25 protein-coding genes are annotated in these 24,570 nt (G+C 64.4%); 12 read left to right on the top strand and 13 right to left on the bottom strand.

Annotated elements, in window-relative coordinates:
* Positions 1-5 precede the first annotated feature (5 nt).
* Together JQ632_RS29980 and rpsU are read right to left on the bottom strand one after the other, a co-directional pair.
* Positions 6-665, bottom strand: coding sequence for a tetratricopeptide repeat protein (locus tag JQ632_RS29980; RefSeq protein WP_212406251.1), 660 nt, complete (start codon positions 663-665; stop codon positions 6-8).
* Positions 666-793: 128 nt separating this feature from the next.
* On the bottom strand, positions 794-1,096 hold the full coding sequence (gene rpsU, locus JQ632_RS29975) for a 30S ribosomal protein S21 (protein WP_212406250.1): 303 nt from the start codon (positions 1,094-1,096) through the stop codon (positions 794-796).
* 263 nt (positions 1,097-1,359) lie between these two features.
* Between rpsU and aqpZ the strand changes: the two genes are divergently transcribed.
* Complete coding sequence (aqpZ, locus tag JQ632_RS29970) at positions 1,360-2,082, top strand: aquaporin Z (RefSeq protein WP_212406249.1); 723 nt, start codon at positions 1,360-1,362, stop codon at positions 2,080-2,082.
* 146 nt (positions 2,083-2,228) lie between these two features.
* Here aqpZ and JQ632_RS29965 read toward each other — a convergent pair whose 3' ends face one another.
* Positions 2,229-3,332 (bottom strand): 5-(carboxyamino)imidazole ribonucleotide synthase, encoded by a 1,104-nt coding sequence (locus JQ632_RS29965; protein ID WP_212406248.1) that lies wholly within the window; start codon positions 3,330-3,332, stop codon positions 2,229-2,231.
* Positions 3,329-3,817, bottom strand: coding sequence for a 5-(carboxyamino)imidazole ribonucleotide mutase (gene purE, locus JQ632_RS29960; protein ID WP_212406247.1), 489 nt, complete (start codon positions 3,815-3,817; stop codon positions 3,329-3,331). Before purE ends, JQ632_RS29965 begins: the two co-directional genes overlap by 4 nt.
* A gap of 143 nt (positions 3,818-3,960) precedes the next feature.
* Between purE and JQ632_RS29955 the strand changes: the two genes are divergently transcribed.
* Entirely contained in the window at positions 3,961-4,665 is a 705-nt protein-coding gene (locus JQ632_RS29955; RefSeq protein ID WP_212406246.1) for a GGDEF domain-containing protein, read from the top strand.
* Between the two features lie 84 nt (positions 4,666-4,749).
* Here the strand turns inward: JQ632_RS29955 and JQ632_RS29950 are convergent, their stop codons facing one another.
* The 3 genes from JQ632_RS29950 to JQ632_RS29940 form a co-directional block, all read right to left on the bottom strand.
* A complete protein-coding gene (locus JQ632_RS29950) occupies positions 4,750-5,001 on the bottom strand; it encodes a hypothetical protein (protein WP_212406245.1) in 252 nt (83 codons plus the stop codon).
* 13 nt (positions 5,002-5,014) lie between these two features.
* A complete protein-coding gene (locus JQ632_RS29945) occupies positions 5,015-5,260 on the bottom strand; it encodes a hypothetical protein (protein ID WP_249152633.1) in 246 nt (81 codons plus the stop codon).
* Between the two features lie 210 nt (positions 5,261-5,470).
* Positions 5,471-5,677: a YdcH family protein gene (locus tag JQ632_RS29940; RefSeq protein ID WP_140982229.1), complete on the bottom strand. Its 207-nt coding sequence runs from the start codon at positions 5,675-5,677 to the stop codon at positions 5,471-5,473.
* Between the two features lie 332 nt (positions 5,678-6,009).
* On the opposite strand from JQ632_RS29940, the gene JQ632_RS29935 reads away from it, so the two are divergent.
* Positions 6,010-6,195: a YdcH family protein gene (locus tag JQ632_RS29935; RefSeq protein ID WP_212406244.1), complete on the top strand. Its 186-nt coding sequence runs from the start codon at positions 6,010-6,012 to the stop codon at positions 6,193-6,195.
* A gap of 109 nt (positions 6,196-6,304) precedes the next feature.
* Here the strand turns inward: JQ632_RS29935 and JQ632_RS29930 are convergent, their stop codons facing one another.
* Positions 6,305-7,408, bottom strand: coding sequence for an NAD(P)/FAD-dependent oxidoreductase (locus JQ632_RS29930; RefSeq protein ID WP_212406243.1), 1,104 nt, complete (start codon positions 7,406-7,408; stop codon positions 6,305-6,307).
* A 205-nt stretch (positions 7,409-7,613) separates the two neighbouring features.
* Here JQ632_RS29930 and JQ632_RS29925 point away from each other — a divergent pair, with 205 nt between their 5' ends.
* The 6 genes from JQ632_RS29925 (at position 7,614) to JQ632_RS29900 (ending at position 15,545) form a co-directional block, all read left to right on the top strand.
* A complete protein-coding gene (locus tag JQ632_RS29925) occupies positions 7,614-10,304 on the top strand; it encodes an EAL domain-containing protein (RefSeq protein WP_212406242.1) in 2,691 nt (896 codons plus the stop codon).
* Positions 10,305-10,446: 142 nt separating this feature from the next.
* Positions 10,447-11,907 (top strand): glycerol-3-phosphate dehydrogenase, encoded by a 1,461-nt coding sequence (locus JQ632_RS29920; RefSeq protein WP_212406241.1) that lies wholly within the window; start codon positions 10,447-10,449, stop codon positions 11,905-11,907.
* A 232-nt stretch (positions 11,908-12,139) separates the two neighbouring features.
* Positions 12,140-13,291, top strand: a complete 1,152-nt coding sequence (locus tag JQ632_RS29915) for an ABC transporter ATP-binding protein (RefSeq protein ID WP_212406240.1) — start codon at positions 12,140-12,142, stop codon at positions 13,289-13,291.
* Positions 13,288-14,199 carry an ABC transporter permease gene (locus JQ632_RS29910; protein ID WP_212406239.1) on the top strand — a complete coding sequence of 304 codons (912 nt, stop codon included), beginning with the start codon at positions 13,288-13,290 and terminating at the stop codon, positions 14,197-14,199. Before JQ632_RS29915 ends, JQ632_RS29910 begins: the two co-directional genes overlap by 4 nt.
* 4 nt (positions 14,200-14,203) lie before the next feature.
* A complete protein-coding gene (locus JQ632_RS29905; RefSeq protein ID WP_212406238.1) occupies positions 14,204-15,016 on the top strand; it encodes an ABC transporter permease in 813 nt (270 codons plus the stop codon).
* Positions 15,017-15,047: 31 nt separating this feature from the next.
* Complete coding sequence (locus tag JQ632_RS29900; protein WP_212406269.1) at positions 15,048-15,545, top strand: DUF6622 family protein; 498 nt, start codon at positions 15,048-15,050, stop codon at positions 15,543-15,545.
* Here JQ632_RS29900 and JQ632_RS29895 read toward each other — a convergent pair whose 3' ends face one another.
* The 5 genes from JQ632_RS29895 to JQ632_RS29875 all read right to left on the bottom strand — a co-directional run bounded on the left by JQ632_RS29895 (position 15,546) and on the right by JQ632_RS29875 (position 22,011).
* On the bottom strand, positions 15,546-16,538 hold the full coding sequence (locus tag JQ632_RS29895; RefSeq protein ID WP_212406237.1) for a hypothetical protein: 993 nt from the start codon (positions 16,536-16,538) through the stop codon (positions 15,546-15,548).
* A gap of 199 nt (positions 16,539-16,737) precedes the next feature.
* Complete coding sequence (locus JQ632_RS29890; RefSeq protein WP_212406236.1) at positions 16,738-17,589, bottom strand: carbohydrate ABC transporter permease; 852 nt, start codon at positions 17,587-17,589, stop codon at positions 16,738-16,740.
* Complete coding sequence (locus JQ632_RS29885) at positions 17,586-18,458, bottom strand: carbohydrate ABC transporter permease (RefSeq protein ID WP_212406235.1); 873 nt, start codon at positions 18,456-18,458, stop codon at positions 17,586-17,588. The genes JQ632_RS29890 and JQ632_RS29885 overlap by 4 nt, the downstream gene beginning before the upstream one ends.
* Positions 18,459-18,533: 75 nt before the next feature.
* Positions 18,534-19,919: an ABC transporter substrate-binding protein gene (locus tag JQ632_RS29880; RefSeq protein WP_212406234.1), complete on the bottom strand. Its 1,386-nt coding sequence runs from the start codon at positions 19,917-19,919 to the stop codon at positions 18,534-18,536.
* Between the two features lie 157 nt (positions 19,920-20,076).
* Complete coding sequence (locus JQ632_RS29875) at positions 20,077-22,011, bottom strand: AsmA family protein (RefSeq protein WP_212406268.1); 1,935 nt, start codon at positions 22,009-22,011, stop codon at positions 20,077-20,079.
* Positions 22,012-22,270: 259 nt separating this feature from the next.
* Here JQ632_RS29875 and JQ632_RS29870 point away from each other — a divergent pair, with 259 nt between their 5' ends.
* Genes JQ632_RS29870 through JQ632_RS29860 form a run of 3 tightly spaced genes read left to right on the top strand, consistent with a single transcriptional unit; the run spans position 22,271 to position 24,305 of the window.
* Positions 22,271-22,978, top strand: a complete 708-nt coding sequence (locus tag JQ632_RS29870) for a CoA transferase subunit A (RefSeq protein WP_212406233.1) — start codon at positions 22,271-22,273, stop codon at positions 22,976-22,978.
* Between the two features lie 19 nt (positions 22,979-22,997).
* Positions 22,998-23,648 (top strand): 3-oxoacid CoA-transferase subunit B, encoded by a 651-nt coding sequence (locus tag JQ632_RS29865; protein WP_212406232.1) that lies wholly within the window; start codon positions 22,998-23,000, stop codon positions 23,646-23,648.
* Positions 23,649-23,669: 21 nt separating this feature from the next.
* Entirely contained in the window at positions 23,670-24,305 is a 636-nt protein-coding gene (locus tag JQ632_RS29860) for a GNAT family N-acetyltransferase (RefSeq protein WP_212406231.1), read from the top strand.
* Positions 24,306-24,570 lie beyond the last annotated feature (265 nt).

Raw genomic sequence — 24,570 nt, 5'->3', positions numbered from 1 at the left:
GGTTTTTAGCCGCCGACGCGGACGAGCCCGCTGCGTGCGGCGTCATCGCGTGGGCGCAAGCCGACAGCCTTGGAGTAGGACGCCGCCGCCTTGGCCTTGTCGCCGAGGCGCTCATAGGCGAGGCCGCGTGTCGTCCAGACCTGCGCATTGTGCGGATCGGCCTCGGATGCTTCGTCCAGGTCTGAGGCGGCTTCCTTGACCTTGCCGATCGCCAGATAGCTGGTGGCGCGGCCGAGCAGCGGCTCGGCCTTTTGCGGATTGAGGCCGCTCGCGGCGCTGAAATCCGCAATCGCGAATTCGTGCTGGTTGCTGGCCTGGTAGATCAGCGCGCGGCCGTAGAGCGCCTGCGCGTTGTAGGGATCGAGCGCGACGGCGCGATTGAACTCTTCCAGCGCTTCCGCGGTCTGTCCGGATTTTGCCAGCGTCTGGCCGCGCGCGGCGTGCGTCTGCGCCTCGGTGACGCTGGCCGGGCTGACGGCGGTCTCGGCCGCGGCGGCGGCCTTGGGCGCGTCCTGCGGCTTCTCCTTCTCCGGCATCAGCGAGCCGAGGTCGAACGAGCAGCCGGTGAGCGCGAGCGCGGTCAGTGCGAGCGTGACCGAACGGCACCAAGGTCGGCGCCAAGCTTGGTGCCATGCCGGATCACGCTCAGGGAGAGGGGTCGCCATCTAGGGGTTCGCTCGCGCTGGAGCCGCATCTGTAGTGCCCCATCCCTTTGGCAGGCACCGCCATAAAATAATAACGCGGGCCCAGGGCCCGCGTCATCGAAAACTCAGTCTTGCAAATTCAGCAAACTTTAGCGCGGTCCGCGCGGACCGGCACCCGGGCCGCCACGGCCACCAGCGCCACGGTCACCGCCGGGGCCGGCGCCGAACACGGGCTTCGGCTTCATCGGCAGCAGGCCTTCGCGCTGCAGCTTCTTGCGGGCCAGCTTGCGCGCGCGGCGCACGGCTTCGGCCTTTTCGCGGGCCTTCTTCTCGGAGGGCTTTTCGTAGTGACCGCGGAGCTTCATCTCGCGGAAAATACCCTCGCGCTGCATCTTCTTCTTCAGCGCCTTGAGGGCTTGATCGACATTGTTATCGCGAACGAGAACCTGCACGCGGCATCCTCTTCAGTGGATCGGATTTGAATTCTGGTAAAGCAAAGGGGATGGCGAAACGCGCAAGCCCTTAACCTTGAGCGCGCGGATGTATCAGACAAAACCTGGGATGTCCACCTGCCAAGCGGCATTTCGGGCCAAGTTCAGCCATTAAATGGGGCGAAAATACCCCTGTGCAGCCCCGATTTGGGAGATTTGGCGCCAGGAACGGGGCCGTTCCCGGAGATCGATCCGGAAACCTTTGGAATCAGGGGAGACGCCACATGGATATGAAGAAATATGCTGCCGAGGCCATCGGCACGTTCTGGCTGACTTTCGCAGGCTGCGGCAGTGCCGTCATCGCGGCCGGCTTTCCACAGGTCGGTATCGGCCTGGTCGGCGTCTCCCTGGCGTTCGGGCTCAGCGTGGTCACCATGGCCTATGCGATCGGCCATATCTCCGGCTGCCATCTCAATCCGGCCGTCACGGTCGGGCTCGCCGCCGGCGGACGTTTCCCGAGCGGCCAGATCCTGCCCTATGTGGTCGCACAGGTGATCGGGGCGATCGTTGCGGCGGCGCTGCTCTATGTGATCGCGAGCGGGGCGCCGGGATTCGACGTGACAAAGGGCTTTGCGTCGAACGGCTATGGCGCGCACTCGCCCGGCCAGTACGGCATGGTGGTCTGCTTCCTCACCGAGGTGGCGATGACCATGATGTTCCTGTTCATCATCATGGGCGCGACCCACGGCCGCGCGCCCGCAGGCTTCGCGCCGCTCGCGATCGGGCTCGCGCTGGTGATGATCCACCTCGTCAGCATCCCCGTCACCAACACCTCGGTGAACCCGGCGCGCAGCACGGGGCCCGCGCTGTTCGTCGGCGGCTGGGCGCTGGCGCAGCTCTGGCTGTTCTGGCTGGCGCCATTGATCGGCGGCGCGCTCGGCGGCGTGGTCTATCGCTGGCTCAGCGAGGAACCGAGCGGTGTCGTGGCGGGTGTGAAGACGGCGTGATCAGCAGAGCGTTTTCCAGCGAAGTGGACACCGGTTCGCGTCAAGAAAACGCGTCGAGACAAGAATCTTGAGCTTCCGTTCCGCCCCCATCGGAACGGAAGCTCAAGAGGGGATCGCGCGCGGCGCGATCCCGTCACTTCGCTGGATTACTTGCCGTTAGGGCGGACGACCTCGGTGACGTGGCCCATCTTGCGGCCCGGCTTGGGTGCGCCCTTGCCGTAGATGTGGACGGTGGCGCCGGGAACGGTGAGCCAGTCCTCGTAGCGGTTGATCTCGTCGCCGATCAGATTGGTCATGGTGACCTGGCCGTGGCGCACCGGCTTGCCGAGCGGCCAGCCCGCGATGGCGCGGATGTGCTGCTCGAATTGCGAGACCGAGGCGCCGTCCAGCGTCCAGTGTCCGGAATTGTGCACGCGCGGGGCGATCTCGTTGACGAGCACCTTCGGACCGGTGCCATTGGCGAGCACGAACATCTCGACCGCGAGCACGCCGACATAATCGAGTTCGGTGGCGATCTTGCCGGCGATGTGGAGAGCTTCTTCCGCGAGGTCGTCGGGGATCGGCGCCGGCGCGCGCGACACTTTCAGGATGTGATCGCGGTGCTCGTTCTCGGTGACGTCGAAGCATTCGACCTGGCCGTCGGCCGAGCGCGCGGCGATCACCGAGATCTCGCGCTCGAACGGCACGAAGGCTTCCAGGATCGCCGACTTGGTGCCGAGACTGGTCCAGACCTTTGCGATGTCGTCGCCCTCGCGGATGATCGCCTGGCCCTTGCCGTCATAGCCGAAACGCCGCGTCTTCAGCACGGCCGGAAGGCCGATCCTGAAGAGCGCCTCGCGCAGTGACGCGACCGAGGTGACATCGGCATAGGCCGCGGTCCCGATGCCGAGCCGCGTCACAAAATCCTTTTCCGCGAGGCGATCCTGGGTCGTCTCCAGGATTTTGCGGTTGGGCAGCACGGGGCGCCGCGCGTCCAGCACCATCGCGGCGGCGGAGGGCACGTTCTCGAACTCGTAGGTGATGACGTCGACGTCGCCCGCGAACAGCTCCAGCGCCTCGACGTCGGCATATTCGGCGCAGGTCGCGTTGAGCACGACGTCGAAGGCCGGCGAATCCGGATCGGGCGAGAACACCTGGCAGCGCAGGCCGAGCCGCGCTGCGGCCATTGCCAGCATCCGACCCAACTGTCCGCCGCCGAGGATTCCGATGGTGTCGCCGGGCTTCAGCTTCACCCGATTGGTGCCGGTCACGCCTTGTCCTCCGGGCGCTCGGTCACGGCATCGGTCTGCGCCTTGCGCCAGGCCGCGAGCCGGCCGGACAGAGCCGGATCGGAGAGCGCGAGCACGCTTGCCGCGAGCAGCGCGGCGTTGATCGCGCCGGCCTTGCCGATCGCCAGCGTGCCGACCGGGATGCCCGCGGGCATCTGGACGATCGAATAAAGCGAGTCCATGCCCTTGAGGGTCTTGGATTCGACGGGCACGCCGAACACCGGGAGTTCCGTCAGCGACGCCGCCATGCCGGGCAAATGCGCAGCACCGCCGGCGCCGGCGATGATGACCTTGAAGCCGGCCGCCTTGGCGCCCTTGGCGAAAGCGAACAGCCGGTCCGGCGTCCGGTGTGCCGAGACGATGCGGGTTTCGCTGGCGACGCCGAGCTGGGTCAGGGTATCGGCTGCGTGCCGCATGGTCTCCCAGTCGGACTGGCTTCCCATGATGATGGCGATCGGCGCGGTCATGACGTCAATTGTGCTCGGGAATTCAGAACCATAGGCCAGATTATCGGGTCCGGCCCGGCGGCTGGCAAGGCGGTGGCAAGAGGAAGGGAATGGACTATCCTGTCTTGGTGAATCACCGCAAGTCTTCATTGAGCAGGAAGCCCATGAGAAAGCCAAAAAGGGCGAAAGCTGCCAAGAAGTCTGCGAAGACCATTGCCAAGTCCCTCACCAAAACCCTCGCCAAAACCCCTGCGAAGGGCGGCAAGACCAGGCCGGTCGAAGCCAAGCCGGATGATACCAAGGCGACGATCCGGAACCTGCGGACCAAGCTGGCCCAGGCGCTGCGGCGGATCGACGAACTCGAGGCCGCCGCCGACACCGACTTCCTGCTCGGCATCCCGAACCGGCGCGGTTTTGAGCGCGAGCTTCATCGCGCCATCGCCTACATGAAGCGCTACCGCGCGAGCGGTGCGCTGATCGTGCTCGATGTCGACCGGCTGAAGCCGATCAATGATTCGTTCGGCCACGCCGCCGGCGACGAGGTCTTGAAAACGATTGCCGCGACGCTGACGCGGCACGTCCGTTCCTCCGACGTGGTCGGCCGTCTTGGCGGTGACGAATTTGCGCTGCTGTTGTGGAATCTCACCGAGACCGACGCCAAGGCCAAGGCGGCGGGCTTCGAAGAGGCGATCGACGAATTGTCATTCACCTTCCGCGGCCAGCGCGTGAATGCCGGTGCCTCCGCCGGCGTCGCGCTGCTCGGCTCGCATGCGGAAGCCGGCCGTGCGCTGGAGGAAGCTGACGCGGCGATGTACGTGCGCAAGGCGCAGCGCCGGCACGAGCCGCAAATCAGGATCGTCGCGGGTTAGAGCATGATCCGGAAAAGTGTGAAGCGGTTTCCCTCGCGACAAACGCGGAGCGCGTTTGCGCGGAGATCATGTTCCAACAAAGAGCTAGAGTGCGCTGAGATCTTCCGGCACGTTGCCGAACTTCCGCAGCAATTTGGCGTCGCCGAATTCGCCGGTCAGCGGATCGCCGCTGCGGCTGAATGCGATTGCGCCGATATGGCCCGCAACGCGCGCCATCATCTCGGCCCGCCGCAACGCGCCGGACGAGGTCTGGCATTCCTCCGCGGTGCCCGCGATCAGCGATCCGTCCTCGTCGGTCAGGAACGGCAATGCCACGTAGTAGGTGACATCGGACATGGTTCGGCTCCATCTAGGCGGCGCTGCTCTTGCTCCGCATCCTGTTGCGCGATGATTCCGGAATGCAGCCGGCCGAAATCGCGGCCTGCAATTCCTCCAGCTCCGCTTCCAGATATTCGTTGGCCATGATCAGCGCCTTGATGGTGCTGCGCAGATTGCCGTCGCACATGGCAATGGCCTGATCGCAGGCCTGTTCATAATGGTTGCTGTCGAAGGCTGGGCTTGCGGGCGTCGTGGCGGACATCTTCGTGGCGGACATGGCGTTTCCCCTGGAACGTCTGGTGCTGAAATGTTCTCTCTTTGTTCTGATCGAGTCAAGCGGAATCCCGCGCGGCGGACGCAGGCCGGGTCCGACCGGGAACGGCCAGAGCGTTTTCGAGCGAAGTGGACACCGGTTCGCGTCTAGAAGACGCGTCAAAACAAGAATCCAGAGCCCCGTTCCCATTCCACCGGAACGGGCTCCAGCGTCTCAGGCGATGATGTCGGGCGTGATCTGGTCTTCGATGAAGGCGATCCGGTCGCGCAACAACAGCTTGCGTTTCTTCAACCGCTGCAGCCGCAACAGGTCGGGGGCCGGCGATTGATGCAGTGCATCGATCGCGGCATCAAGATCTCGGTGTTCTTGCTGCAACCGGGCGAGCTCGGCTTCGAGTTCGCGCTCGTCTTCGTTGATCATGATGTGCGGTAGCCGAAAAACCCGATGAGGTAGCGAAAGGCTGTGGAAGCCCTGTGGAAATTATCGTCCTGTCGCGGCGTGATCGCAAGCGATCTGGGTCCCCTCCCACCGTTCCAGCGAAAGATATATTTCGGTGGATCGCTCCGGCGTCGCACGAGCCTATTGAAATCGCGACCATTTTTAGGCGCCAGTTCCGTACTCACGCTTCGTTACACACCAGTTCGCAAAAATGACGAGGCGGCGACGGATACCCATCGACAGAACGAATCGGTGATGTAGACTTCTCCGTCCGGATCGAATCCTGAGGTTCAACCCTACCGAGGAGGTTTCGAATGACAATTCAGGCACATCTTGTTGAATTGGAGCGGAAACACAAACTTCTCGAAAACGAATTGCACGAAGCTCTCGTGCACCTTTCAACAGACGACCTGCAAATTGTTGAGTTGAAGCGCCGGAAGTTGATGGTCAAGGACCAGATCGAGCGACTCCGACATAACTCGGACGACACGCTCCACTAGTAATCCCCGTAAAAGAGTACATCGGCATCGCGCCCCGCTTGCGGGGATGAGCGCTGTTGCGCTCATTCCTGCGCGTGGCGCGCATCGTGCGATCGATTTCGCGCGAGGGCTAGACGTTTGCGAGCTCGGCGACGTGGTCGGCGATCGCGAGCGACGACGTCAATCCCGGCGACTCGATGCCGAACAGATTGATCAGGCCTTCGACGCCGTGGTCGCGCGGGCCCTGCATCAGGAAATCCTGCGTCGCCACCGCCGGCGGGACGATCTTTGGCCGTATGCCAGAATAGCTCGGCATCAGCGCGCCGTCCGGCAAGGTCGGCCAGTATTTTCGGATCGCCGGGTAGAACCGTTCGGCTCGCGCCGGATCGACTGCGTAGTCGATCTGCTCGATCCATTCGACGTCGGGCCCGAAGCGCGCCTGGCCCGCCATGTCGAGCGTCAGGTGCACGCCTAGTCCGCCCGGCTCGGGCACCGGGTAGATCAGGTGCGAGAACGGCGCCCTGGCGCTGCAACTGAAATAGTTTCCCTTGGCGAGATAAGCCGGCGGAATCCGCTCCAGCGGCATGCCGTCGACGTTGCGCGCCACTGTCGTCGCCGAAAGGCCGGCGGCATTGACGAGCAAGCCGCATTGCAGCGTCATCGGCGCTTCGCCGCCGGCTTCGATTTCGATGACGCCGCCCGCCGCCTTGGCGCGCAGGATGGGCGTGTGGAATGCGAAGAAGGTCCCCGCCGCTTCGGCCTCGCCGCGCAGCGAGAGCATGTAGGAATGGCTGTCGATGATGCCGGTCGACGGCGACAGCAGCGCGGCGTCGCAGGCGAGTGCCGGCTCCAGCGCCCGCGCTGCCTCGCCCGAGAGCATCTGCATGTCGAGCACGCCATTGGCCTCGGCATGGGCCTTGATCGACTGCAGCTTCTCGGTCTCTTTCGGATTGCTCGCGACGATCAGCTTGCCGCAATTCTTGTGCGGGATGCCGTGGTCCTGGCAGTAACGGTAGAGCGCGTGCTTGCCGCTGACGCACATCCGCGCCATCCAGCTCCCGGCTCGGTAGTAGATCCCGGCGTGGATCACCTCGCTGTTGCGCGAGGAGGTGGCGGTGCCGATGGCCTCCTCGGATTCCAGCACGATCACTTCGCGTCCAGCGTGTGCAAGGCGCCTCGCCACCGCAAGCCCGACGACTCCGGCTCCGACAACGACGCAATCGACTCTATCCATGGTGGGACAGAACTTCCGAAACTGAGGACGAATTGGCCGCTTTGCCCAGGGAATGCGCTGCCGGGCAGTTCCATTTTAACGAAGAATTTATCATGTCAGGGCAATTGCCGTACCAATCGTAACATTTTTCTTTCGCGCGTACAGGCGTTTACCCGATCCAAACCCGTGAAGCCAGACAATCGGCAGTTGAAATCTCGGGTGGCTGATGGCTGACAAGAACTGGCATGCGGGCGGCACGCTTCTGATTCCTGTGCAGGCCGTAGTGTGCCTGGGCTGTGCCATCACGCCTGCGCGTGCCCTTGCGCTTGCCGACGCCTTCGCCTCGCCCAGCTATATCGGCCAGCTCGACCCCAACCTGATCTGGGAAGCCCTGATCGGCGGTATCGCCGTCTGCGCGTTCGTGGCCGCGATCGTGCTCTGGATCCACTCCTCGTTGCGCCGTGCCAAGCGCACGCAGTTGCGGCGCAACGCCTTCATCTCCTCCGCCCTGAACAATCTCAACCAGGGCGTGGTGATGACCGACGCGCAGTGGCGGGTCATCTTCTGCAACGACCGCTATCTCGAGATCTACGGACTGTCGCGCTCGGACCTTTGGCCGCTGATGGACGGCAGCGAGCTGCTCAAGTTGCGGCGCGATCGTGGCGCGCTGGATGTCTCAGACGACAAGTTCTACGAAGAGGCCGCGAGCCCCAACGGCCTGATCACGGAACTGGCGGACGGGCGAGCCATCCTGGTCAAATACTTCGTGCTGCCGAACGGCGGCTCGGTGGCGACCCATCTCGACGTCAGCGAGCAGCGCAAGCTGTCGCGGCAGCTCGCCTCCACCAAGCAATTTCTGGAATCGGTGCTCGACAACGTGCCGGTTTGCGTCGCCGCGAAGAACATCGAGGACGGGCGCTACATCTTCGCCAACCGCGCCTTCGAGCGTTTTTCGCGCTTCTCGCGCGACCGCATCATCGGCAAGCGGGCCAACGAGATCTTCCGCCCGGCCACGGCGGTCAGCATCGAGGAAGCCGACCGCAGGGCGTTGGCATCGGCCGACGGGCAGTTCCGCAACGAGTTCAGGGTTGAGCGCGGCGCGGAGACGCGGACGCTGTCGTCCGTCCGGGTCGTGGCCCGCAACCAGAACAATCAGCCCGAATTCCTGATCGCGCTGTTCGAGGATGTGACCGACCGCCAGTCGCTCTCGGAGGAGCTGGAAAGCACCAAGAAGTTCCTCGAGCTCGTGGTCGACAACATTCCGGTGGCGCTGATCGTGGAACAGGTCAAGGATGGCAGCTACCTGCTCGCCAATCGCAGCGCCGAGACGATCCTCAACCGCAAGCGCGAGGACGCCACGGGCCTGACCGCGGCCGATATCTTCAATCCCAAGGAAGCCAAGCTCATCATCGCGCGCGACGAGGCGGCGATCAAGAAGCGCGGGCTGATCACCGAAGAGCATCCGATCTCGACCAAGGATGGCCTGCGGCTGTTCCTGACCCGCCGCGCCACCGTTCTCGATGACAAGGGCGAGCCGCAATATCTGATCAAGACCCACGAAGACGTCACCGACCGCCGGCAGACCGAGTCGCGCATGGCGCATATGGCCTATCATGACGGCCTGACTGACCTTCCGAACCGCGCCGCCTTCCTCCAGGCATTGACGCAGATGATCGAGGCCTGCGAGGGCACCGGCGAGGAATTTGCGGTGCTGTGCGTCGACCTCGATGGTCTCAAGGAGGTCAACGACGTCTTCGGCCACGCGCTCGGCGACAAGCTCCTGGTCGAGGTCGCCCGGCGCTTCCAGGACGCGGCGCGCGGCGGCGTGACGGCGCGCCTGTCCGGCGACGAGTTCGGCCTGATCATCGACGGCAAGCAGCCCGAGGCCGGCATGGCGCTGGCGCAGCAGCTCATTGACGCGCTTGCCCAGGAATTTTTGATCGACGGCCGCGCGGTGCGCGCCGGCGTGACGACAGGCATCTCGGTGTTCCCGCACAATGGCGCCGACGGTGCCTCGCTGCTCGCCAATGCCGGCGCGGCCCTGTTCCGCGCCAAGCAGAAGTCGCGCGGCACGATCAGCCTCTACCAGCCGGAGATGGACCAGCAGATCCGCGACCGCCGCGTGCTGCATCAGGACCTGTCGAAGGCGATCAAGAACGGCGAGCTGTCACTGGCGTTCCAGCCCCAGGGCATCGCGGGCAAGACCGTCGCCGACAGCGAGATCATCGGCTTCGAGGCGCTGGCGCGCTGGGCCCATCCGGTGCGCGGCCAGGTGTCGCCGGCCGAGTTCATCCCGATCGCGGAAGAGAGCGGCCTGATCGTCGAGATGGGCGAGTGGATCTTGCGCCAGGTCTGCCGCGAGGCGGCATCGTGGCCAAATCCGCTCCAGGTCGCGGTCAACCTGTCGCCGGCGCAATTCATGCATGGCGACGTCGTCGGCCTCGTGCATTCGATCCTGCTGGAGACCGGGCTCGCGCCCGGCCGTCTCGAGCTCGAAATCACCGAAGGCGTGCTGATCGAGGATTTTGATCGCGGTCTTGCGCTGCTGCGCCGCCTCAAGGCACTGGGCGTGCGCATCTCGATGGACGATTTCGGCAGCGGCTATTCCTCGCTGAGCTATCTCCAGGCATTCCCGTTCGACAAGATCAAGATCGACCGCGCCTTCATCGTCAATCTCGGCCGCAACCCGCAATCCGCGGCGATCGTCCGCGCTGTGATCGATCTCGGCCACGGCCTGGAGATGTCGATCATCGCCGAGGGCGTCGAGACCGTCGATCAGCTTGCCTTCCTCGCCAAGGAGGGCTGCGACGGCGTGCAGGGCTATCTGCTCGGCAAGCCGTTGCCGATCGGGCAGTACGCCGGCCTCATCGGCCGCGCCGGCGCAGATGCCATGGAGCTCGAGCTCAAGACCGGCTAGAGCGTTTTCGAGCGAAGCGGATACCGGTTCGCGTCAAGAAAACGCGTCAAAAAGAAGAACCTGCAGCCCCGTTCCGATTCCATCGGAACGGAAAAGGCTCTAGTGGTTGCGAAGGCTTTTCTTCGCGTCCCACGACGGGTTCATGGCGGACTACGACCTCGCGATCATCGGCGGTGGCCTGAACGGCGTCAGCCTCGCGCGCGATGCGGCTGGCCGGGGCTTGCGGGTCATCCTGTTCGAGCAGGGCGATCTCGGCGGCGGGGCGTCGTCGGCGACGCCGCATCTGATCCATGGCGATCTGTCGGTGCTGGAGCGCCGCGGCTTCTGGCGCGTCCGCCGGGCGCTTGCCGAGCGCAAGATCTGGCTCGCGACCGCGCCGCATCTGGTGCGTCCGATGCGCTTCGCGATCCCCGCGCATTCCGACGAGCGCCCGCCCTGGCTGGTGCGGACGGGTCTGTTGCTCTACGACCGGCTTGCACCGCGCGGCGGCCTGCCGTCATCGGCGACCATCGACATCACGCATCATCCGGTCGGCAACGCCCTGAAGCGGCCGTTCGGCCTGGCCTTCGAATATTCGGACTGCGTGGTCGACGATTCCCGGCTCGCGGTCCTCACGGCGCTCGATGCGGCCGAGCGCGGCGCCGTCATTCGCACCGGAGCGCGTTGCGTGCGGGCCGACAGGACCGACATCTGGCGGCTTGCGGTCGTCGATCGCGGCCATCGCCATGCCGTCACATCGCGGGCGCTGGCGAATGCCGCCGGCGCCTGGACCTCGATCGTGGCGGAGACCGTGCTGCGCCTGCCGCCGCCGCGCACCAGCGCGGTGCGGATCAGCCAGATCGTCGTGCGCCGCCTGTTCGAGTCCGACAATGTCTACGTCTTCCAGAACAGCGATGGCAGGCTGATCTTCGCCAGCCCCTATGAGCGCGATTTCACGCTGATCGGCACGGTGACGCATCCCTTCAAAGGCGATCCCGCCATCGTGGCGATGCCGGCAACTGACGTCACCTATCTCTGCGAGGCCGCAAGCCGTTATTTTCGCGAGCGCGTCGAGCCGACGGACGTGGTGCGCACCCTGTCGGGCGTCAATCTGGCGCAGGACCCCGCGCGCGGGCGCGACGGCGGCATGGCGTTCGACGCACGGCGGCGCAAGGCGCCGCTGCTCACGATCTTCGGCGGCGACGTGACGACGATGCGCCTGCGCGCCGAGCGCGCAGTGACACGGCTGACGCCGTTCTATCCGATGTCGCCGCCCTGGACGGCAGGTGCGGCCCTGCCGGGCGGCGATTTCGCCTGGAATCGTTTCGACGACGAGGTTGATGTCGCGCGCGACCGCTGGCGTTTTCTGTCCGACGTGCAGGCGCGGCGCCTGGTCGCCGCCTACGGCTCGCGGCTGCCGGCGGTGCTGGGCGACGCCAAAAGCCGGGACGAGCTCGGCCCGGCCTTCGGCCCCGAGCTGACGGGTGCCGAGGTGCGCTACCTCATGACGTCAGAGTGGGCGCGCTTCCCCGACGACATCCTGTGGCGCCGCTCAAAACTCGGCCTGACCATGTCCCCCGCCGACCGCGACGCGCTGGCTGCGTTTATGGCGACTGAGACATAGGTGCGAGAGGTCTGTGCGCGGACGCCTCCACATCGTCATGGCCGGGCTCGTCCCGGCCATCCACGACCTTCCTTGCGGCAGGGAGAACGTGGATGCCCGGGACAAGCCCGGGCATGACGAGTTTGTGTCCCGGTCGCACCGAGCTAACATCATCCGCATATGGGGTGCGAACCGGTTGAGCCGCGCGCGATCCGCCGCTAGCGTGCGCCTCGCATTGGGGCCGGCGGGGAACATGGCTGACGAGCGACACGGAATGGAAGGGGCGGCTGGGGCGGTGAATGCGGCGACCGGGCAACCGCTGCTGCGCATCGACGGCGTCGTGAAGAATTTTGGCGCGTTCCGGGCTGTCGACGGCGTGTCGCTCGACATCAAGGCTGGCGAGTTTTTTGCGCTGCTTGGCCCAAGCGGCTGCGGCAAGACCACGCTCTTGCGCATGCTGGCCGGCTTCGAGGCGCCGGACTCGGGCCGCATCCTGCTCGCGGACAAGGACATCGCGCAGGCGCTGCCGCACGAGCGTCCCATCAACATGATGTTCCAGAACTACGCGCTGTTTCCGCATTTGTCCGTCTACGACAATATCGCCTTCGGCCTGAGGCGCGCCGGCATGGCGCGCGCCGATATCGCGACCCGCGTGGCCGAGATGGTGGCGCTGGTGAAGCTCGAGGGGCTGGAGAAGCGTAAACCCGATCAGCTCTCCGGCGGCCAGCGGCAGCGCGTCGCTCTGGCGCGCTCGCTGGCGCGGCGTCCCCAGGTGCTACTGCTCGACGAGCCCTTGGCGGCACTCGACAAGAAACTGCGCGAGAGCACGCAAGGAGAGCTGATGGAGCTGCAGCGCTGGCTCGGCATGACCTTTGTCATCGTCACCCACGACCAGGAGGAGGCGATGACCATGGCTGATAGAATCGGCGTGATGAATGCCGGCAAGCTCGTCCAGGTCGCTCCGCCGCGCGAGCTCTACGAGGCACCGCGCTCGCGCTGGATCGCGGAGTTCGTCGGCGACATCAATCTGTTCGAGGGCGAATTCAAACTGCGCGACGGTCACCGTCTCGTCATTGCGACCGGCGGCGCAGGCACGCTGGTTGCGGCCGAGCCGCGCGAGCCGATCGCTGGAGCCAAATTGTCGGTCGCGATCCGCCCTGAAAAGGTCAAGCTGTCGCGCCGCGCGCCCGTGGGCGAGGGATCGGCGCTCAACCAGCTGGACGGCGTGATCGCCGATATCTGCTATCTCGGCGGCGCCACCACCTACAAAGTGAAGCTCGACACCGGCGGCATGGTGCAGTCGTCGGTGACCAACTCCGCGCGCCTCGACGTCGACGCTTACAGCCTGAACCAGCAGGTCGTGGCCTGGTTCACGCCCGACGATTGCCTGGTACTGGACCAATGAGCACGCGCCGCATCTTTGCGCGACCCGCGCGGTTCGCCGCCATCGCGCCCTATGTCTGGATGGTGCTGTTCTTCCTGGTGCCGTTCGCCTTCGTGCTGAAAATCAGCCTGTCGCAGACCGCGATCGCGCAGCCGCCCTACGAACCGGTGTTCGACCTGACAGCCGGATGGAACGCGATCAGAACAGCGTTCGGCGCGCTGTCGGTCGATAATTTCAGGCTGCTCGTCTCCGACGACCTCTACATCTTCGCCTATGTCCGTAGCGTGACGGTCGCTGTTACGGCGACCGCGATCCTGCTCCTGATCGGCTATCCCATCGCCTACGGCATGGCGCGACTGCCCAAGCGCTGGCAGGCGGTGGCGATGGTGCTTGTCATCGTGCCGTTCTGGACCTCGTTCCTGATCCGCATCTATGCCTGGATCAACATCCTCCAGCACGACGGCCTGCTCAACAAGGTTTTGCTGGCGCTGCATCTGGTGAGCGCGCCCGTGGTGTGGCTCTCCACCGACACAGCGATGTATCTCGGCATCGTCTATTCCTATCTGCCTTTCATGATCCTGCCGCTCTACGCGACGCTGGCGAAGATGGAGCCGGCGCTGGAGGAGGCGGCAAGCGATCTCGGCGCGCCGCCCTGGCAGGTGTTCTGGCTCGTCACCTTTCCGTTGTCGCTGCCCGGCGTGGGCGCCGGCGTCCTGCTCTGCTTCATTCCGATCGTCGGCGAGTTCGTGATCCCTGACCTCTTGGCCGGCTCGAACGCGCTGATGATCGGCCAGACCTTGTGGCTCGAATTCTTCACCAACAAGGACTGGCCGGTGGCGTCAGCCGCGGCCATCGTGCTGCTGGTGGTGCTGCTGGTGCCGCTGCTGCTCTACGAGCGCTTGCAGCGCCGGCAATTGGAACAGAGGTGAAGCCATGCGCAAGAAGACGCGGCTCTCCCGTTTCAACGTCGCCTCGCTCGCGCTGGGGCTCGCCTTCCTCTATCTGCCGATCGTCATCCTCGTGATCTATTCCTTCAACGCCTCGCGGCTGGTGACGGTGTGGGGCGGCTGGTCGCTGCGCTGGTATGTCGAGCTCTTCAACGACCGCGCCATGATCGAGGCCGCCTGGATGAGCCTGCGGGTCGCGGTCGCCTCAGCCAGCATCGCGACCGTGCTCGGCACGCTGGCCGCGGTCGCGCTGTCGCGCGGCGAACGCTTTCGCGGCCGCACGCTGTTTTCGGGCATGCTCTATGCGCCGCTGGTGATGCCGGAGGTGATCACCGGCCTGTCGCTGCTGCTCCTGTTCGTGGCGCTGAACGCCGAGCGTGGCTTCTGGACGGTGACGATCGCGCACACCACGCTCACCATGTGCTTCGTCGCCGTCGTGGTGCAGTCGCGCCTCGGCTCGCTCGACCGCTCGCTCGAGGAAGCCGCGATGGATCTCGGCTGCAATCCTGTCAGTGCCTTCCTGTCGGTGACGCTACCGCTGATCGCGCCCGCGATCGTCGCCGGCTGGATGCTGGCCTTCACGCTGTCGCTCGACGATCTCGTGATCGCGAGCTTTACCACCGGCCCCGGCTCGGCAACGCTGCCGATCCGGATCTATTCCGAGGTGCGGCTCGGGGTAAAACCCGAGATCAACGCGATCTGCACGCTGGTGATCGGGCTCATCGCTATCGTCATCGTCATCGCCTCGCTGGCTTCAAAACTGTCGAGCTCGCAGGGCGAGAGCGCGGCGCCGCTGTAGGGCGCAGGGAGCGGCCATGATCTCCGGTTACATGAATTTCGCCTATCAGATCCTGATCCACACGCCGGTCTTCGTCTGGTTCCTGCTCGCCTTTCTGATCTGGCAGGGCATCAAGGCGATGCAGCCGCGCAAGGCACCGATCTGGCGCGCGCTGATCGTCCCTGTCGTGTTCATCGTCTGGGGTATCTCGCGGATCGGCTTTGGCCCGCAGGCGAGCATCTGGCCGCTCGTCGCCTGGAGTGCGGCTGCGCTGGCGCTGCTGCCGCTCGGCGTGTTGACGCCGCGCCCGTTCGATGTGGACCATGTCACCGGCGAGATCATCCGCCCCGGGAGCATTTTTGCCCTGGTCCGGAACCTTGTGGTGTTCGGCTTGCAATATACCGTCAGCGTGATCTCGGCGATCGACGTGCACGACCGCGCGCTCGCGATCATTGTCGGCCGCGCCATTTCGGGCGCGACCGCCGGTTATTTCCTCGGCTCGACGATCGCACTGCTGCTTGCTTACAGGCGAAAACGCGCGGAGGGATGATCAGCGCGACCGCGACGCGCGCTTTGAAGCCCTTGTGTCCACAGGGCGCGAGCGCCCCGCGGAGGCCGTGACGGTGCCGGCGTGCCGTGCGCGCACTGCGCCCTGGATCGTGGCGCCGAGCTGCCGCAGGGCGAGGCTGTTGAGCGGAAACTCGAGCAGAATGTGGACCAGGCTCAGCGCCAGCAGGAAGGTGAAGCCGAAGGCGTAGTCGTAGAAATACAGCGCGGTGGACGCGGTGCTGGCGACGGCCATCGCCGCGAGCCGTGCCTTCGGCACCTCTGTCCAGCGGATCACGTCCGCTTTGATGAACCAGTTGAGGTAGTGGTAGGTGTAGACGAAGGCCAGCAGGCTCGTCAGCCTGGTGTCGAGGACGAGGCCGGGCACCCCGAACAGCCGGCTCAGCGCCGGGCCGACATTGCCGAAATAGTCCTGCCCGACCCGGGCGAAGTTCGCGATCCGGATTTCGGCGGTCGGAGGCAGCAGCAGGATCGCGGCGATCGAAAGCAGGTAGACGACCACCAGCGCGGCCTGCGCGCGGCTGCCGGACCGGTAGGCGCCGAGCACCATGAAGATCAGTGTGAACAGCGAGACGTGGATCAGGGTCGGAATCAGGATGCCGATCACGGCGAGCGAGGATCCGCTCGAATACATGATAGCCGACAATGCGATCGCCACGATGAACAACAGCATGCTCTCGATCGCGGAGGTGGTCGCCGCCAGCATGGCGCAGACCACCAGCGCGCCCCACATCGCGAAGCCGAACCACGAGGCGTTGTCGATCAGCGCGGCGGCCACCGCGACGACCGCGAGCGCGATCGCGATGCCGCGGTGGGGCAGAAAGTAGCTGCGATCGTGCAGCCACGAGATCTCGGTGAAATAATGCGCCGGACCGAGCACGACATAAGCGAGCAGCAAAAGCTCGAACGGCACCAGATAGGCGGCCCCGAGCGCGAACAGCATCAGGCCGAGGTGGATCGCGTCGTTGCGGCGCATGTCGATAACCTGCCGGAATTACAGGTCGGAAGGCTAGAGCAGCCGCCGACAACTTTCAATTGTGCCGGAGACGACGTGATCGCAGCGTTTGACGCGCCCGACGCCCGTCTTGGGCGTCAGGTCTTGGGCATCAGGTCTTGGGCATCAGGTCTTGGGCATCAGGTCTTGGGCATCAGGTCTTGGCGTCAGGTCTTGGGTGTCAGGACTTCACCGCCCCCGCCGTGAGCCCGCCCACCATGTAGCGCTTGAAGGCGTAATAGATCGCGGCCGGCGGCAGGGCGTAGATGAAGCCTGTTGTCATCAAGAGCTCCCACGGCGAGTCGTCGGCGGCGAGGAAGTTGCCCAGCGCCACCGGCAGCGTGATGTTGGTGTCCTTGGACAGGAGCAGGAACGCGTAGAGATATTCGTTCCAGGCAAGCAGCACCGCATAAGTGCCGATCGCGACCAGCGACGGCATCATCAGCGGCACGTAAACCAGGCGGAACAATTGCAGCGTGGTCGCGCCGTCCATGGTCGCGGCCTCGTCGAGCTCGACCGGCAGCTTGTCGGAAGCCTGTTTCAGCACCCAGATCGCGTAAGGCGAGGCGATCGTCACCATGGCGAGGATCAGCGACCAGTGATTGTTGAGCAGTCCGTAATTGCCCATGGTCCGGTACATCGGCACGGCGAGGAACGCCGCCGGGATGAAGTAGGTGAACAGCGCGAGATTCATCACCCAGCGTCCGCCCGGCACCCGCAGCCGCGAGATCGAGAAGGCGGCGGCGGTCGCGATGAACAACGTCAGCGCGCCGGCAGATAGTGCGATGACCGTCGAATTCCAGAACTGGATCCAGAAGTCGCGCAGGAAATAATGCTCCTGGTAGAACACGATGTGGAAGTTGTGCAGCGTCGGATGATCCGGCCACAGCTTGCCCGAGAACGCATCCTCCTTCGGCGAGATCGCGAACAGGAACATGTGGTAGATCGGCACCATGGTCCAGATGAAGACCGGGATGCCGATCAGCAGCAGTTTGGCTTCCGTGCCAACTTCTTTGAGGGTGGGAAGCTTCATCGCGACAACCGTTTCATCATGAAATAGACCAGCGGCAGCACCAGCGGCATCGCGACGACGATGGAAGCCATCGCGAGCGAGAGCTGGTCGAGCCGGAGATAGCGGATGCCGAGCGTCGACAGCACATGCGTGAGGTCAGCCGGGCCGCCGCCAGTGAGCAGATAGACGCTGTTGAAGTCGCCGAGCGTCCAGATCATCGAGAGCAGCGTGCAGGTGACATAGAGCGTCTGCATCGACGGCCAGGTGATGAAGCGGAATTTCTGCCACGGGTTGGCGCCGTCGACCTCGGATGCCTCATAGAGATCGTGAGGGATGGCGAGCCGTCCGGTCAGCAGGATCAGCGTCCAGAACGGCAGCGACTTCCAGATGTGCACGGCGATCGCCATGGTCAGCGCGACCGCCGGATTGTTCAGCCAGTTCGGGCCGTCATCGCCGGTGAAGGAGAAGATGAGGTGGTTGATCACGCCCCATTCGGGATTGAGCATGAAACGCACCGACAGGATGGTCGGGATCGACGGCACCGCCCAGGGCAGGATGAAGATCACCGAGAGCCATTTGATCCAGGGACGCTGCTGGGCGAAGAAGCCGGACAGGAACAGCGCGATCAGCATCTTCACGTTGATGCCGACGACCAGGAAGATCAGCGTGTTGACCGCGGCGCGCGCGAAGATCGGGTCGTTGTACAGCGCGACATAGTTTTGCGGATCGCGCGCCAGCCATAGGCCGTAACAGACGGGATAGATGACGAAGGCGAGGAAGACGAGCAGATAGGGCGCAAGCAGCAGGATGCCCCAGACCTGCTGCGTCGTCAGGCGCGAGGACAGGGGAGGGGCCGGGATTGTGTCGGAGCCGGAAAGTGTGATCGCCATATCGCTTACCCACCGAAAGCAACCGGCCGCGGAGGCCCGCGACCGGTACTAGCATACATCTATATCAGTCCGGGATCAGCCCGCGACCTGCTTGATGCGGGCGATCAGCTCGTCGACCGCCTTGTCCACCGGCACCTTCTCGCTGACCACGCGGTTCATCGCCTTGGCCCAGACGTTCTCGTTGTTCAGGATGGTGAACTTCCAGTTCTTGGTGAAGTCGAACGCGGCGGTGCCGCCCTTGAACTGCGCATAGACCGCCTTGCGATGCTTGTCGGCCTGCCAGAACGGGCTTTCCTGGCTTTCCTTGGTCACCGGGAACCAGCGGCCAAGCGCACCCTCGATATACGGGCGGACGTTCTGTTCCTCGAGCAGGAAGGAGATGAACTGCTTCGCCTCGGCCTTGTTCTTGGCCACCTTGAAGACCAGTCCCGTCTTGACGTCGGAGCGGTAGCGGATGGTCGAGCCGTCCGGCGCCTTCGGGAAGGACGCGGTGATGATGTCTTCCTCATACGCCTTCTTGCCGGCCGCGCGCTGCTCGGGCGTCAGCGTCTGGTTGCCGGAGTCCTCGAACCACTTCGCCGCGATCGAGATCGTGAAGTTGTGGGTCATCACGATGGTCTTGTTGTGGAACGCGACGTTGTTGTCGGGATCCTTCCAGGTCGTGGAGGAGGGCGGCGAGCAACCCCGGATATAGGTGTCGGTGTAGTCCTTCATCGCCTTGATCAGGTTCTCGCGAACCTTGGGATCGTCGACCAGCAGCTTGCCGTCGTCGTCGACCAGCTTGACGTGATAGGCGTCCATGAAGGTGTAGAACGACTGGAAGCTATCGGTGGATTCCACGCCCATCGGCTGTCCCACGGCGTAGATGCGCTGGCCGGTCGCCTTGCGGATGCCCGGCTGCACCTTGTCGCACCAGAACGTCCAATAGTCCTCCCACTTGTTGGGGATGTCGCTCACCTTGAAGCCGGACTTCTCCAGCATGTCGTTCCATATCTGGACGTGCATGCTCTGCTGCTTCAGCGGGAAGCCGTAATAGGCCTTCTTCTTGGCGACGTCGTCATAGAGGATCGACGCGTCCAGCGTGTTCTGCACGAACCGGCCTTCGATCGGCTTCATGATGTCGGAGAGGTCCTCGAGCTTGCCCTCATAGGCCCACTTGCCCTGGGCCTGCACGTCGTAGCTGTCGGAATAGGCAACGTCAGGCACGGTGCCGGAATCCAGTGCAGCCACCGTCTTCGGAATCATGTCCTGGATCGCGTACTGCGACAATTCGACCTTGATGCCGGTCTTGGCCTCGAACTTCTTGATCGTCTCGATCAGTGCGTCGTCTTCGGACCGATAAAATCCCTTGCCCCACCAAACGGTGATCGTCTTCTGCTGGGCGAATGCGGGTGCAGTGACTGCGAACAGCCCGACTGCTGCAACCGCCAGCGAAACTGCGCCAATAACCTTGGATCTCACGTTTTTCTCCCTCAATCCACCGATCTTTTAACCGGTTGGATAAAACACTAGCGCATGCCGCAAGTGCGATCTAGCGGCATGTTGTCAGACCAAGGTCGCGGGTCAATCATGCGTGGGTCACACGAATTGATTTAATCGACGCATCAATTCGTGTCGATCAATTCGATTTGGCGTTCTCTTTGCCGTTTTCCGCGGTCGGCGCCGGCGCCGTATCGCTCGCGGGCTGCTTGCCGCCGGTGAAACGTTCGAGCACCGAGCGCACGGCGTCGCGGGTCTTGCGATCCTTCACCGCGTCGAGCAGCGGCGCGGATGCGGGCGAGCGGCGGATCAGGCTTTCCGGATCGGGGAAGATCAGGGGATCGTCCCACGGCCCCTGCACAACAAAGGGCAGCTCGAAGCCGGAGGTGGCGTTGAGACTCGCGACACCCTTCATGTCGTATTCGCGCGCCGGCACGGAAGCCGTGCCGGTCAGCGTGATCTTGGCCGACGGTCCTTCGATGCGGATGTCCTGCGCGGTCGCGATGCCGTCGGAGAATTTCAAGGCGACGTTGAGCTTGTCGTAGGGCGTCGATCCCGTGCGGAAATTGCCGCCGCCGGACAGCGGCCGCCGCTCCAGCCGCTTCAGGAGCTGTTCGGCGTTGAAGCCCGAGATCGCGCCGTTCTGCCCGGTCACCGTGGCCGTGCCGTCGAGCGAGCTTGCCAGCCCGAACGGGCTCGAGCCGGAGGCGACGAGCGCGACGCTGATATTGCCGCGGCCCGACAATTTGTTGACGCCGAACAATTCGGTCGCGCAGGCCTGCAGGTCGACATCGGTGAACTGGAATTGCGCCTTGACGTCGGCCTGCGTGTCGGAGCGGGCGATGTTGAACGAGCCCTTGGCGATGCCGCCATAGACCTGCGCCTCGCCGACCGAGAGCGCGAGCGTGCCGTTGCGCAAATTCGCGCCGATCGCGGTGCGGCCGAGCTTTGACGGCCCGACCGTCAGCTTCGCCGCCGACAGGCGCATGTCGAGATCGGTGGCCAGCAGCGCGTTGAGATCGAACAGCTGCCGGTTCCAGTCGCGCGCGCCGCTGGCGAGCAGGCGGAAGGTCGAGATATAGGGCGTGAAGTCGAGCGCGTCGGCGGCGAGCGTGGCCTGCAGGGTCTGCCGGCCGTTATTGGCGTAGGTCATCACGCCTTCGGCGACGTTGCCGTCGAGCTCGACATTGACATTGGTGAGCGCGATCGAGGCGCCCACCACGTTGGCGCGCGCCTTCAGCGCGAAGCGGCCAAAGCCGCCGCTTGCGGGCGAGGGCTGGCCGGTCCAGCGCAGCGCGTTGCGCAAGGACGGGCTGTCGATCGTGAGCGTGCCCTCCATCATCGGGCTGGTGCGGTTGGCGACGCTGCCGTCGAAGGCGACCTTGAGCGGCGCGCTGACGATGCGCGCCTTCAGTCCCGAGCGGTCGCCCGAGAGAGCGGCGGCGAAATCGGAAAAGCTGATCGAGCCGTCGACGCGCTCGCCGCGCCAGTCGAACTGTCCGGTCGCCGCGAACGAGCGCGAGATCGAGGGCCAGGCCAGCGACAGGTCGATGTCCTCGAACTTTTCGGTCGCGTGGCTTGCGGTGTCCTCATAGTTGAGCACGCCATCCTGGATCCTGATCTCGGAGAACGAGATCTGGTTTTCGGCGCCGGGCTTCATCGTGCGCGCGATGGTCTGGATGAAGGGCGTCCAGTTGCTCTCGCCGTTCGGCTCCAGCGCGACGTGGATCTTCGGTCGCAGCAGCATCAGGTCGGCGATTTCGAACCGCTGGAGCAGGAGCGGCAACAGCCGCAGATTCGCGGTGAGCACCTCAACGTGAAGCGCGGGGTCGCCGGCGCCGCCGCCGCCCTTCAGGCCTACGTCATGAAAGGAAACATAGCTCGCCGGCAGCACCGACACGTCGATCGAGCCGGCCACGGTGAGCTCAAGGCCGGTGACGGCGCGGATCTGGGCTTCCACCGCCTTGCGCAGCGCGTCGCGGTTGATCAGCCAGGAGGTCGCGATCAGGGCGATCAGCACCACGCCGAGCAGCGCCGCAATGGGCGTCCCCAGGCGCTTCATTCCTTGGGCCATCGTCAATGGCATGTCCTGATCGGGTCTGTTTGTCGGTGCTCAGAGGGGCGGGGCCGGGAAACCTGTGCGCCCCTCGCCCAACCCCCGCAACTTGATGGGTTTTCTTGTCGCTTTCAAGGCCGCACGGGCGGTTATGCCCACGGCGTGGGCACCCTCTAGCATGCCTGCGGGCGCGGCCAACCCCGTACATTGACGGCTTTGGACCATTTCGCCTAATAATCCCGGCTAATAAGACGCCCCTTCAGCCAAGGTTTGCTGCATGAACAAGGTCTATCCCGACGCGAAGTCGGCACTGTCAGGCATTCTCAAGGACGGCATGATGATCATGTCCGGCGGTTTCGGCCTCTGCGGCATCGCCGAGGCGCTGTCGGACGCGATCCGCGATTCCGGGGTGAAGAACCTCACAGTGGTTTCCAACAATGCCGGCGTCGACGGCATCGGGCTCAGCCGCCTGCTGGAAACCCGCCAGATCAAGAAGATGATCTCGTCCTATGTCGGCGAGAACAAGCTGTTCGCGCAGCAATTCCTCGCGGGCGAACTGGAACTCGAATTCAATCCGCAGGGCACGCTGGCCGAGCGCATCCGCGCCGGCGGCGCCGGTATCCCGGCCTTCTACACCAAGACCGGCGTCGGCACGCTGATCGCCGAGGGCAAGGAAGTGAAGGAGTTCGACGGCGAGAAGTATCTGATGGAGCGCGGCCTGTTCGCCGACCTCGCCATCGTCCACGCCTGGAAGGGCGACACTGCCGGCAACCTCATCTACCGCAAGACCGCGCGCAACTTTAACCCGATGATGGCGACCGCTGCGAAGATTACGGTGGCCGAGGTCGAGCATCTGGTGCCGGCGGGCGAGCTCAATCCCGACCACATCCACACGCCCGGCATCTTCGTGAAGCGCATCATCGAGGTCGGCAACGCCCAGAAGCGCATCGAATTCCGCAACACCCGCCCGCGTACCGCCGCTTAAGCGTAATCAGGAGATTCACATGGCCTGGACCCGTGAACAAATGGCTGCGCGTGCCGCAAAGGAATTGCGCGACGGCTTCTACGTCAATCTCGGCATCGGCATCCCGACGCTGGTCTCGAACTACATCCCTGACGGCATGGACGTCAGCCTGCAGAGCGAGAACGGCATGCTCGGCATGGGCCCGTTCCCCTATGAGGACGAGGTCGACGCCGACCTCATCAACGCCGGCAAGCAGACGGTCAGCGAGCTGCCCTCGACCTCCTATTTCTCGAGCGCCGACTCCTTCGGCATGATCCGCGGCGGCCACATGGATCTCTCGATCCTCGGCGCCATGCAGGTGGCCCAGAACGGTGATCTCGCCAACTGGATGATCCCCGGCAAGATGGTCAAGGGCATGGGCGGCGCGATGGATCTCGTCGCCGGCGTCAAGCGCGTCGTCGTCGTGATGGAGCATTCTGCCAAGGACGGCGCAAAGCTGCTCAAGAAGTGCAACCTGCCGCTGACCGGCGAGCGCGTGGTCGACATGGTCGTCACCGATCTCGCGGTCTTCACCATCGACAAGCATGGCGACGGCGGCATGGCCCTGATCGAACTCGCCGACGGCGTCACGCTCGACGAGGTCAAGGAAAAGACCGAAGCCGAGTTTCGCGTCGCGCTGAAGAATACCTGAGGCTGTCACAATGGGGCGCGCATGACGATCCGGTCGGCGCGTCCCGAGGACGCCGGTTTCATCGCAAGAACTATCCTGCCATCGCAGCGCGGCTATCGGCCGCGCGGCTGGTTCGACATCGCGCTCGGCTGGCCGGAAGAGCAGTGCCGCGACTTCATCGCAGCGATCGCGACCGCGCAGGCGGTGTCGATTTGGCACCATTCAAATTTCCTGATCGCCGAATGCGATGGCCAACCCGCCGCCGCGCTCTGCGCTTTGCCGGCGGCCGGCACCGGCCCCGCGGCCTGGGCTGCGATCGAGGAGGTCGGCGCAGCGACCGGGCTGACCGCGTCAGAGCTTGAGGCGATCCGCAGACGCGGTGCCTATGTCCGGAATTGCTGGGTTCAGGGCGGCGAGGGCGACTGGATGATCGAGCACGTCGCAACCGATCCCAACTATCGCGGCCGTGGCCTGGTGCAGGCGTTGATCGAATCCGCGCTGGCAAAGGGAAGGGCATCCGGCTTCCGCCGCGCGACGATCTCCTTCCTGATCGGCAACGAGCCGGCCGAGCGCGCCTATGCCAAGGCCGGTTTTACCTTCGCGGACGAGAGGCGCGACGAAGCGTTCGAGGCTTTGGTCGGCTCACCCGGCTTTCGCATGTTTGCGCGAGCGATTTGATGGTCGTTCTCCACAACGATGTGAACTGCCAGAACCGTCATCCTGAGGTGCGATGCGTGCGGCGCGATGCGCCGCATGGGGAGCCTCGAAGGATGAACGGCCGAGATGCAGCCGGGCCGTCGCCCTTCGAGGGCCGCTGAAGAAGCGGCCACCTCAGGGTGACGGTGATAGGTTAGCGCGCTTGTCACCCGGGCTTCTGTAACGGGCCTTGGTTAGTCAATCCCTTTTTGCGTCATCCTCTCGCCGGGTACTTGCTTCTGTACGG

The organism is Bradyrhizobium liaoningense (genome assembly GCF_018130955.1).
In the GTDB taxonomy this organism is placed as follows: domain Bacteria; phylum Pseudomonadota; class Alphaproteobacteria; order Rhizobiales; family Xanthobacteraceae; genus Bradyrhizobium; species Bradyrhizobium liaoningense_C.
This window is presented reverse-complemented; position numbering and strand designations above follow the sequence as displayed.

Coding starts and splice junctions, on each gene's coding strand:
- JQ632_RS29980 (WP_212406251.1), bottom strand. CDS start 665: ATGGCGACCCCTCTCCCTGAGCGTGATCCGGCATGGCACCAAGCTTGG.
- aqpZ (WP_212406249.1), top strand. CDS start 1,360: ATGGATATGAAGAAATATGCTGCCGAGGCCATCGGCACGTTCTGGCTG.
- purE (WP_212406247.1), bottom strand. CDS start 3,817: ATGACCGCGCCGATCGCCATCATCATGGGAAGCCAGTCCGACTGGGAG.
- JQ632_RS29955 (WP_212406246.1), top strand. CDS start 3,961: ATGAGAAAGCCAAAAAGGGCGAAAGCTGCCAAGAAGTCTGCGAAGACC.
- JQ632_RS29950 (WP_212406245.1), bottom strand. CDS start 5,001: ATGTCCGATGTCACCTACTACGTGGCATTGCCGTTCCTGACCGACGAG.
- JQ632_RS29945 (WP_249152633.1), bottom strand. CDS start 5,260: ATGTCCGCCACGAAGATGTCCGCCACGACGCCCGCAAGCCCAGCCTTC.
- JQ632_RS29940 (WP_140982229.1), bottom strand. CDS start 5,677: ATGATCAACGAAGACGAGCGCGAACTCGAAGCCGAGCTCGCCCGGTTG.
- JQ632_RS29935 (WP_212406244.1), top strand. CDS start 6,010: ATGACAATTCAGGCACATCTTGTTGAATTGGAGCGGAAACACAAACTT.
- JQ632_RS29930 (WP_212406243.1), bottom strand. CDS start 7,408: ATGGATAGAGTCGATTGCGTCGTTGTCGGAGCCGGAGTCGTCGGGCTT.
- JQ632_RS29925 (WP_212406242.1), top strand. CDS start 7,614: ATGGCTGACAAGAACTGGCATGCGGGCGGCACGCTTCTGATTCCTGTG.
- JQ632_RS29920 (WP_212406241.1), top strand. CDS start 10,447: ATGGCGGACTACGACCTCGCGATCATCGGCGGTGGCCTGAACGGCGTC.
- JQ632_RS29915 (WP_212406240.1), top strand. CDS start 12,140: ATGGCTGACGAGCGACACGGAATGGAAGGGGCGGCTGGGGCGGTGAAT.
- JQ632_RS29910 (WP_212406239.1), top strand. CDS start 13,288: ATGAGCACGCGCCGCATCTTTGCGCGACCCGCGCGGTTCGCCGCCATC.
- JQ632_RS29905 (WP_212406238.1), top strand. CDS start 14,204: ATGCGCAAGAAGACGCGGCTCTCCCGTTTCAACGTCGCCTCGCTCGCG.
- JQ632_RS29900 (WP_212406269.1), top strand. CDS start 15,048: ATGAATTTCGCCTATCAGATCCTGATCCACACGCCGGTCTTCGTCTGG.
- JQ632_RS29895 (WP_212406237.1), bottom strand. CDS start 16,538: ATGCGCCGCAACGACGCGATCCACCTCGGCCTGATGCTGTTCGCGCTC.
- JQ632_RS29890 (WP_212406236.1), bottom strand. CDS start 17,589: ATGAAGCTTCCCACCCTCAAAGAAGTTGGCACGGAAGCCAAACTGCTG.
- JQ632_RS29885 (WP_212406235.1), bottom strand. CDS start 18,458: ATGGCGATCACACTTTCCGGCTCCGACACAATCCCGGCCCCTCCCCTG.
- JQ632_RS29875 (WP_212406268.1), bottom strand. CDS start 22,011: ATGGCCCAAGGAATGAAGCGCCTGGGGACGCCCATTGCGGCGCTGCTC.
- JQ632_RS29870 (WP_212406233.1), top strand. CDS start 22,271: ATGAACAAGGTCTATCCCGACGCGAAGTCGGCACTGTCAGGCATTCTC.
- JQ632_RS29865 (WP_212406232.1), top strand. CDS start 22,998: ATGGCCTGGACCCGTGAACAAATGGCTGCGCGTGCCGCAAAGGAATTG.
- JQ632_RS29860 (WP_212406231.1), top strand. CDS start 23,670: ATGACGATCCGGTCGGCGCGTCCCGAGGACGCCGGTTTCATCGCAAGA.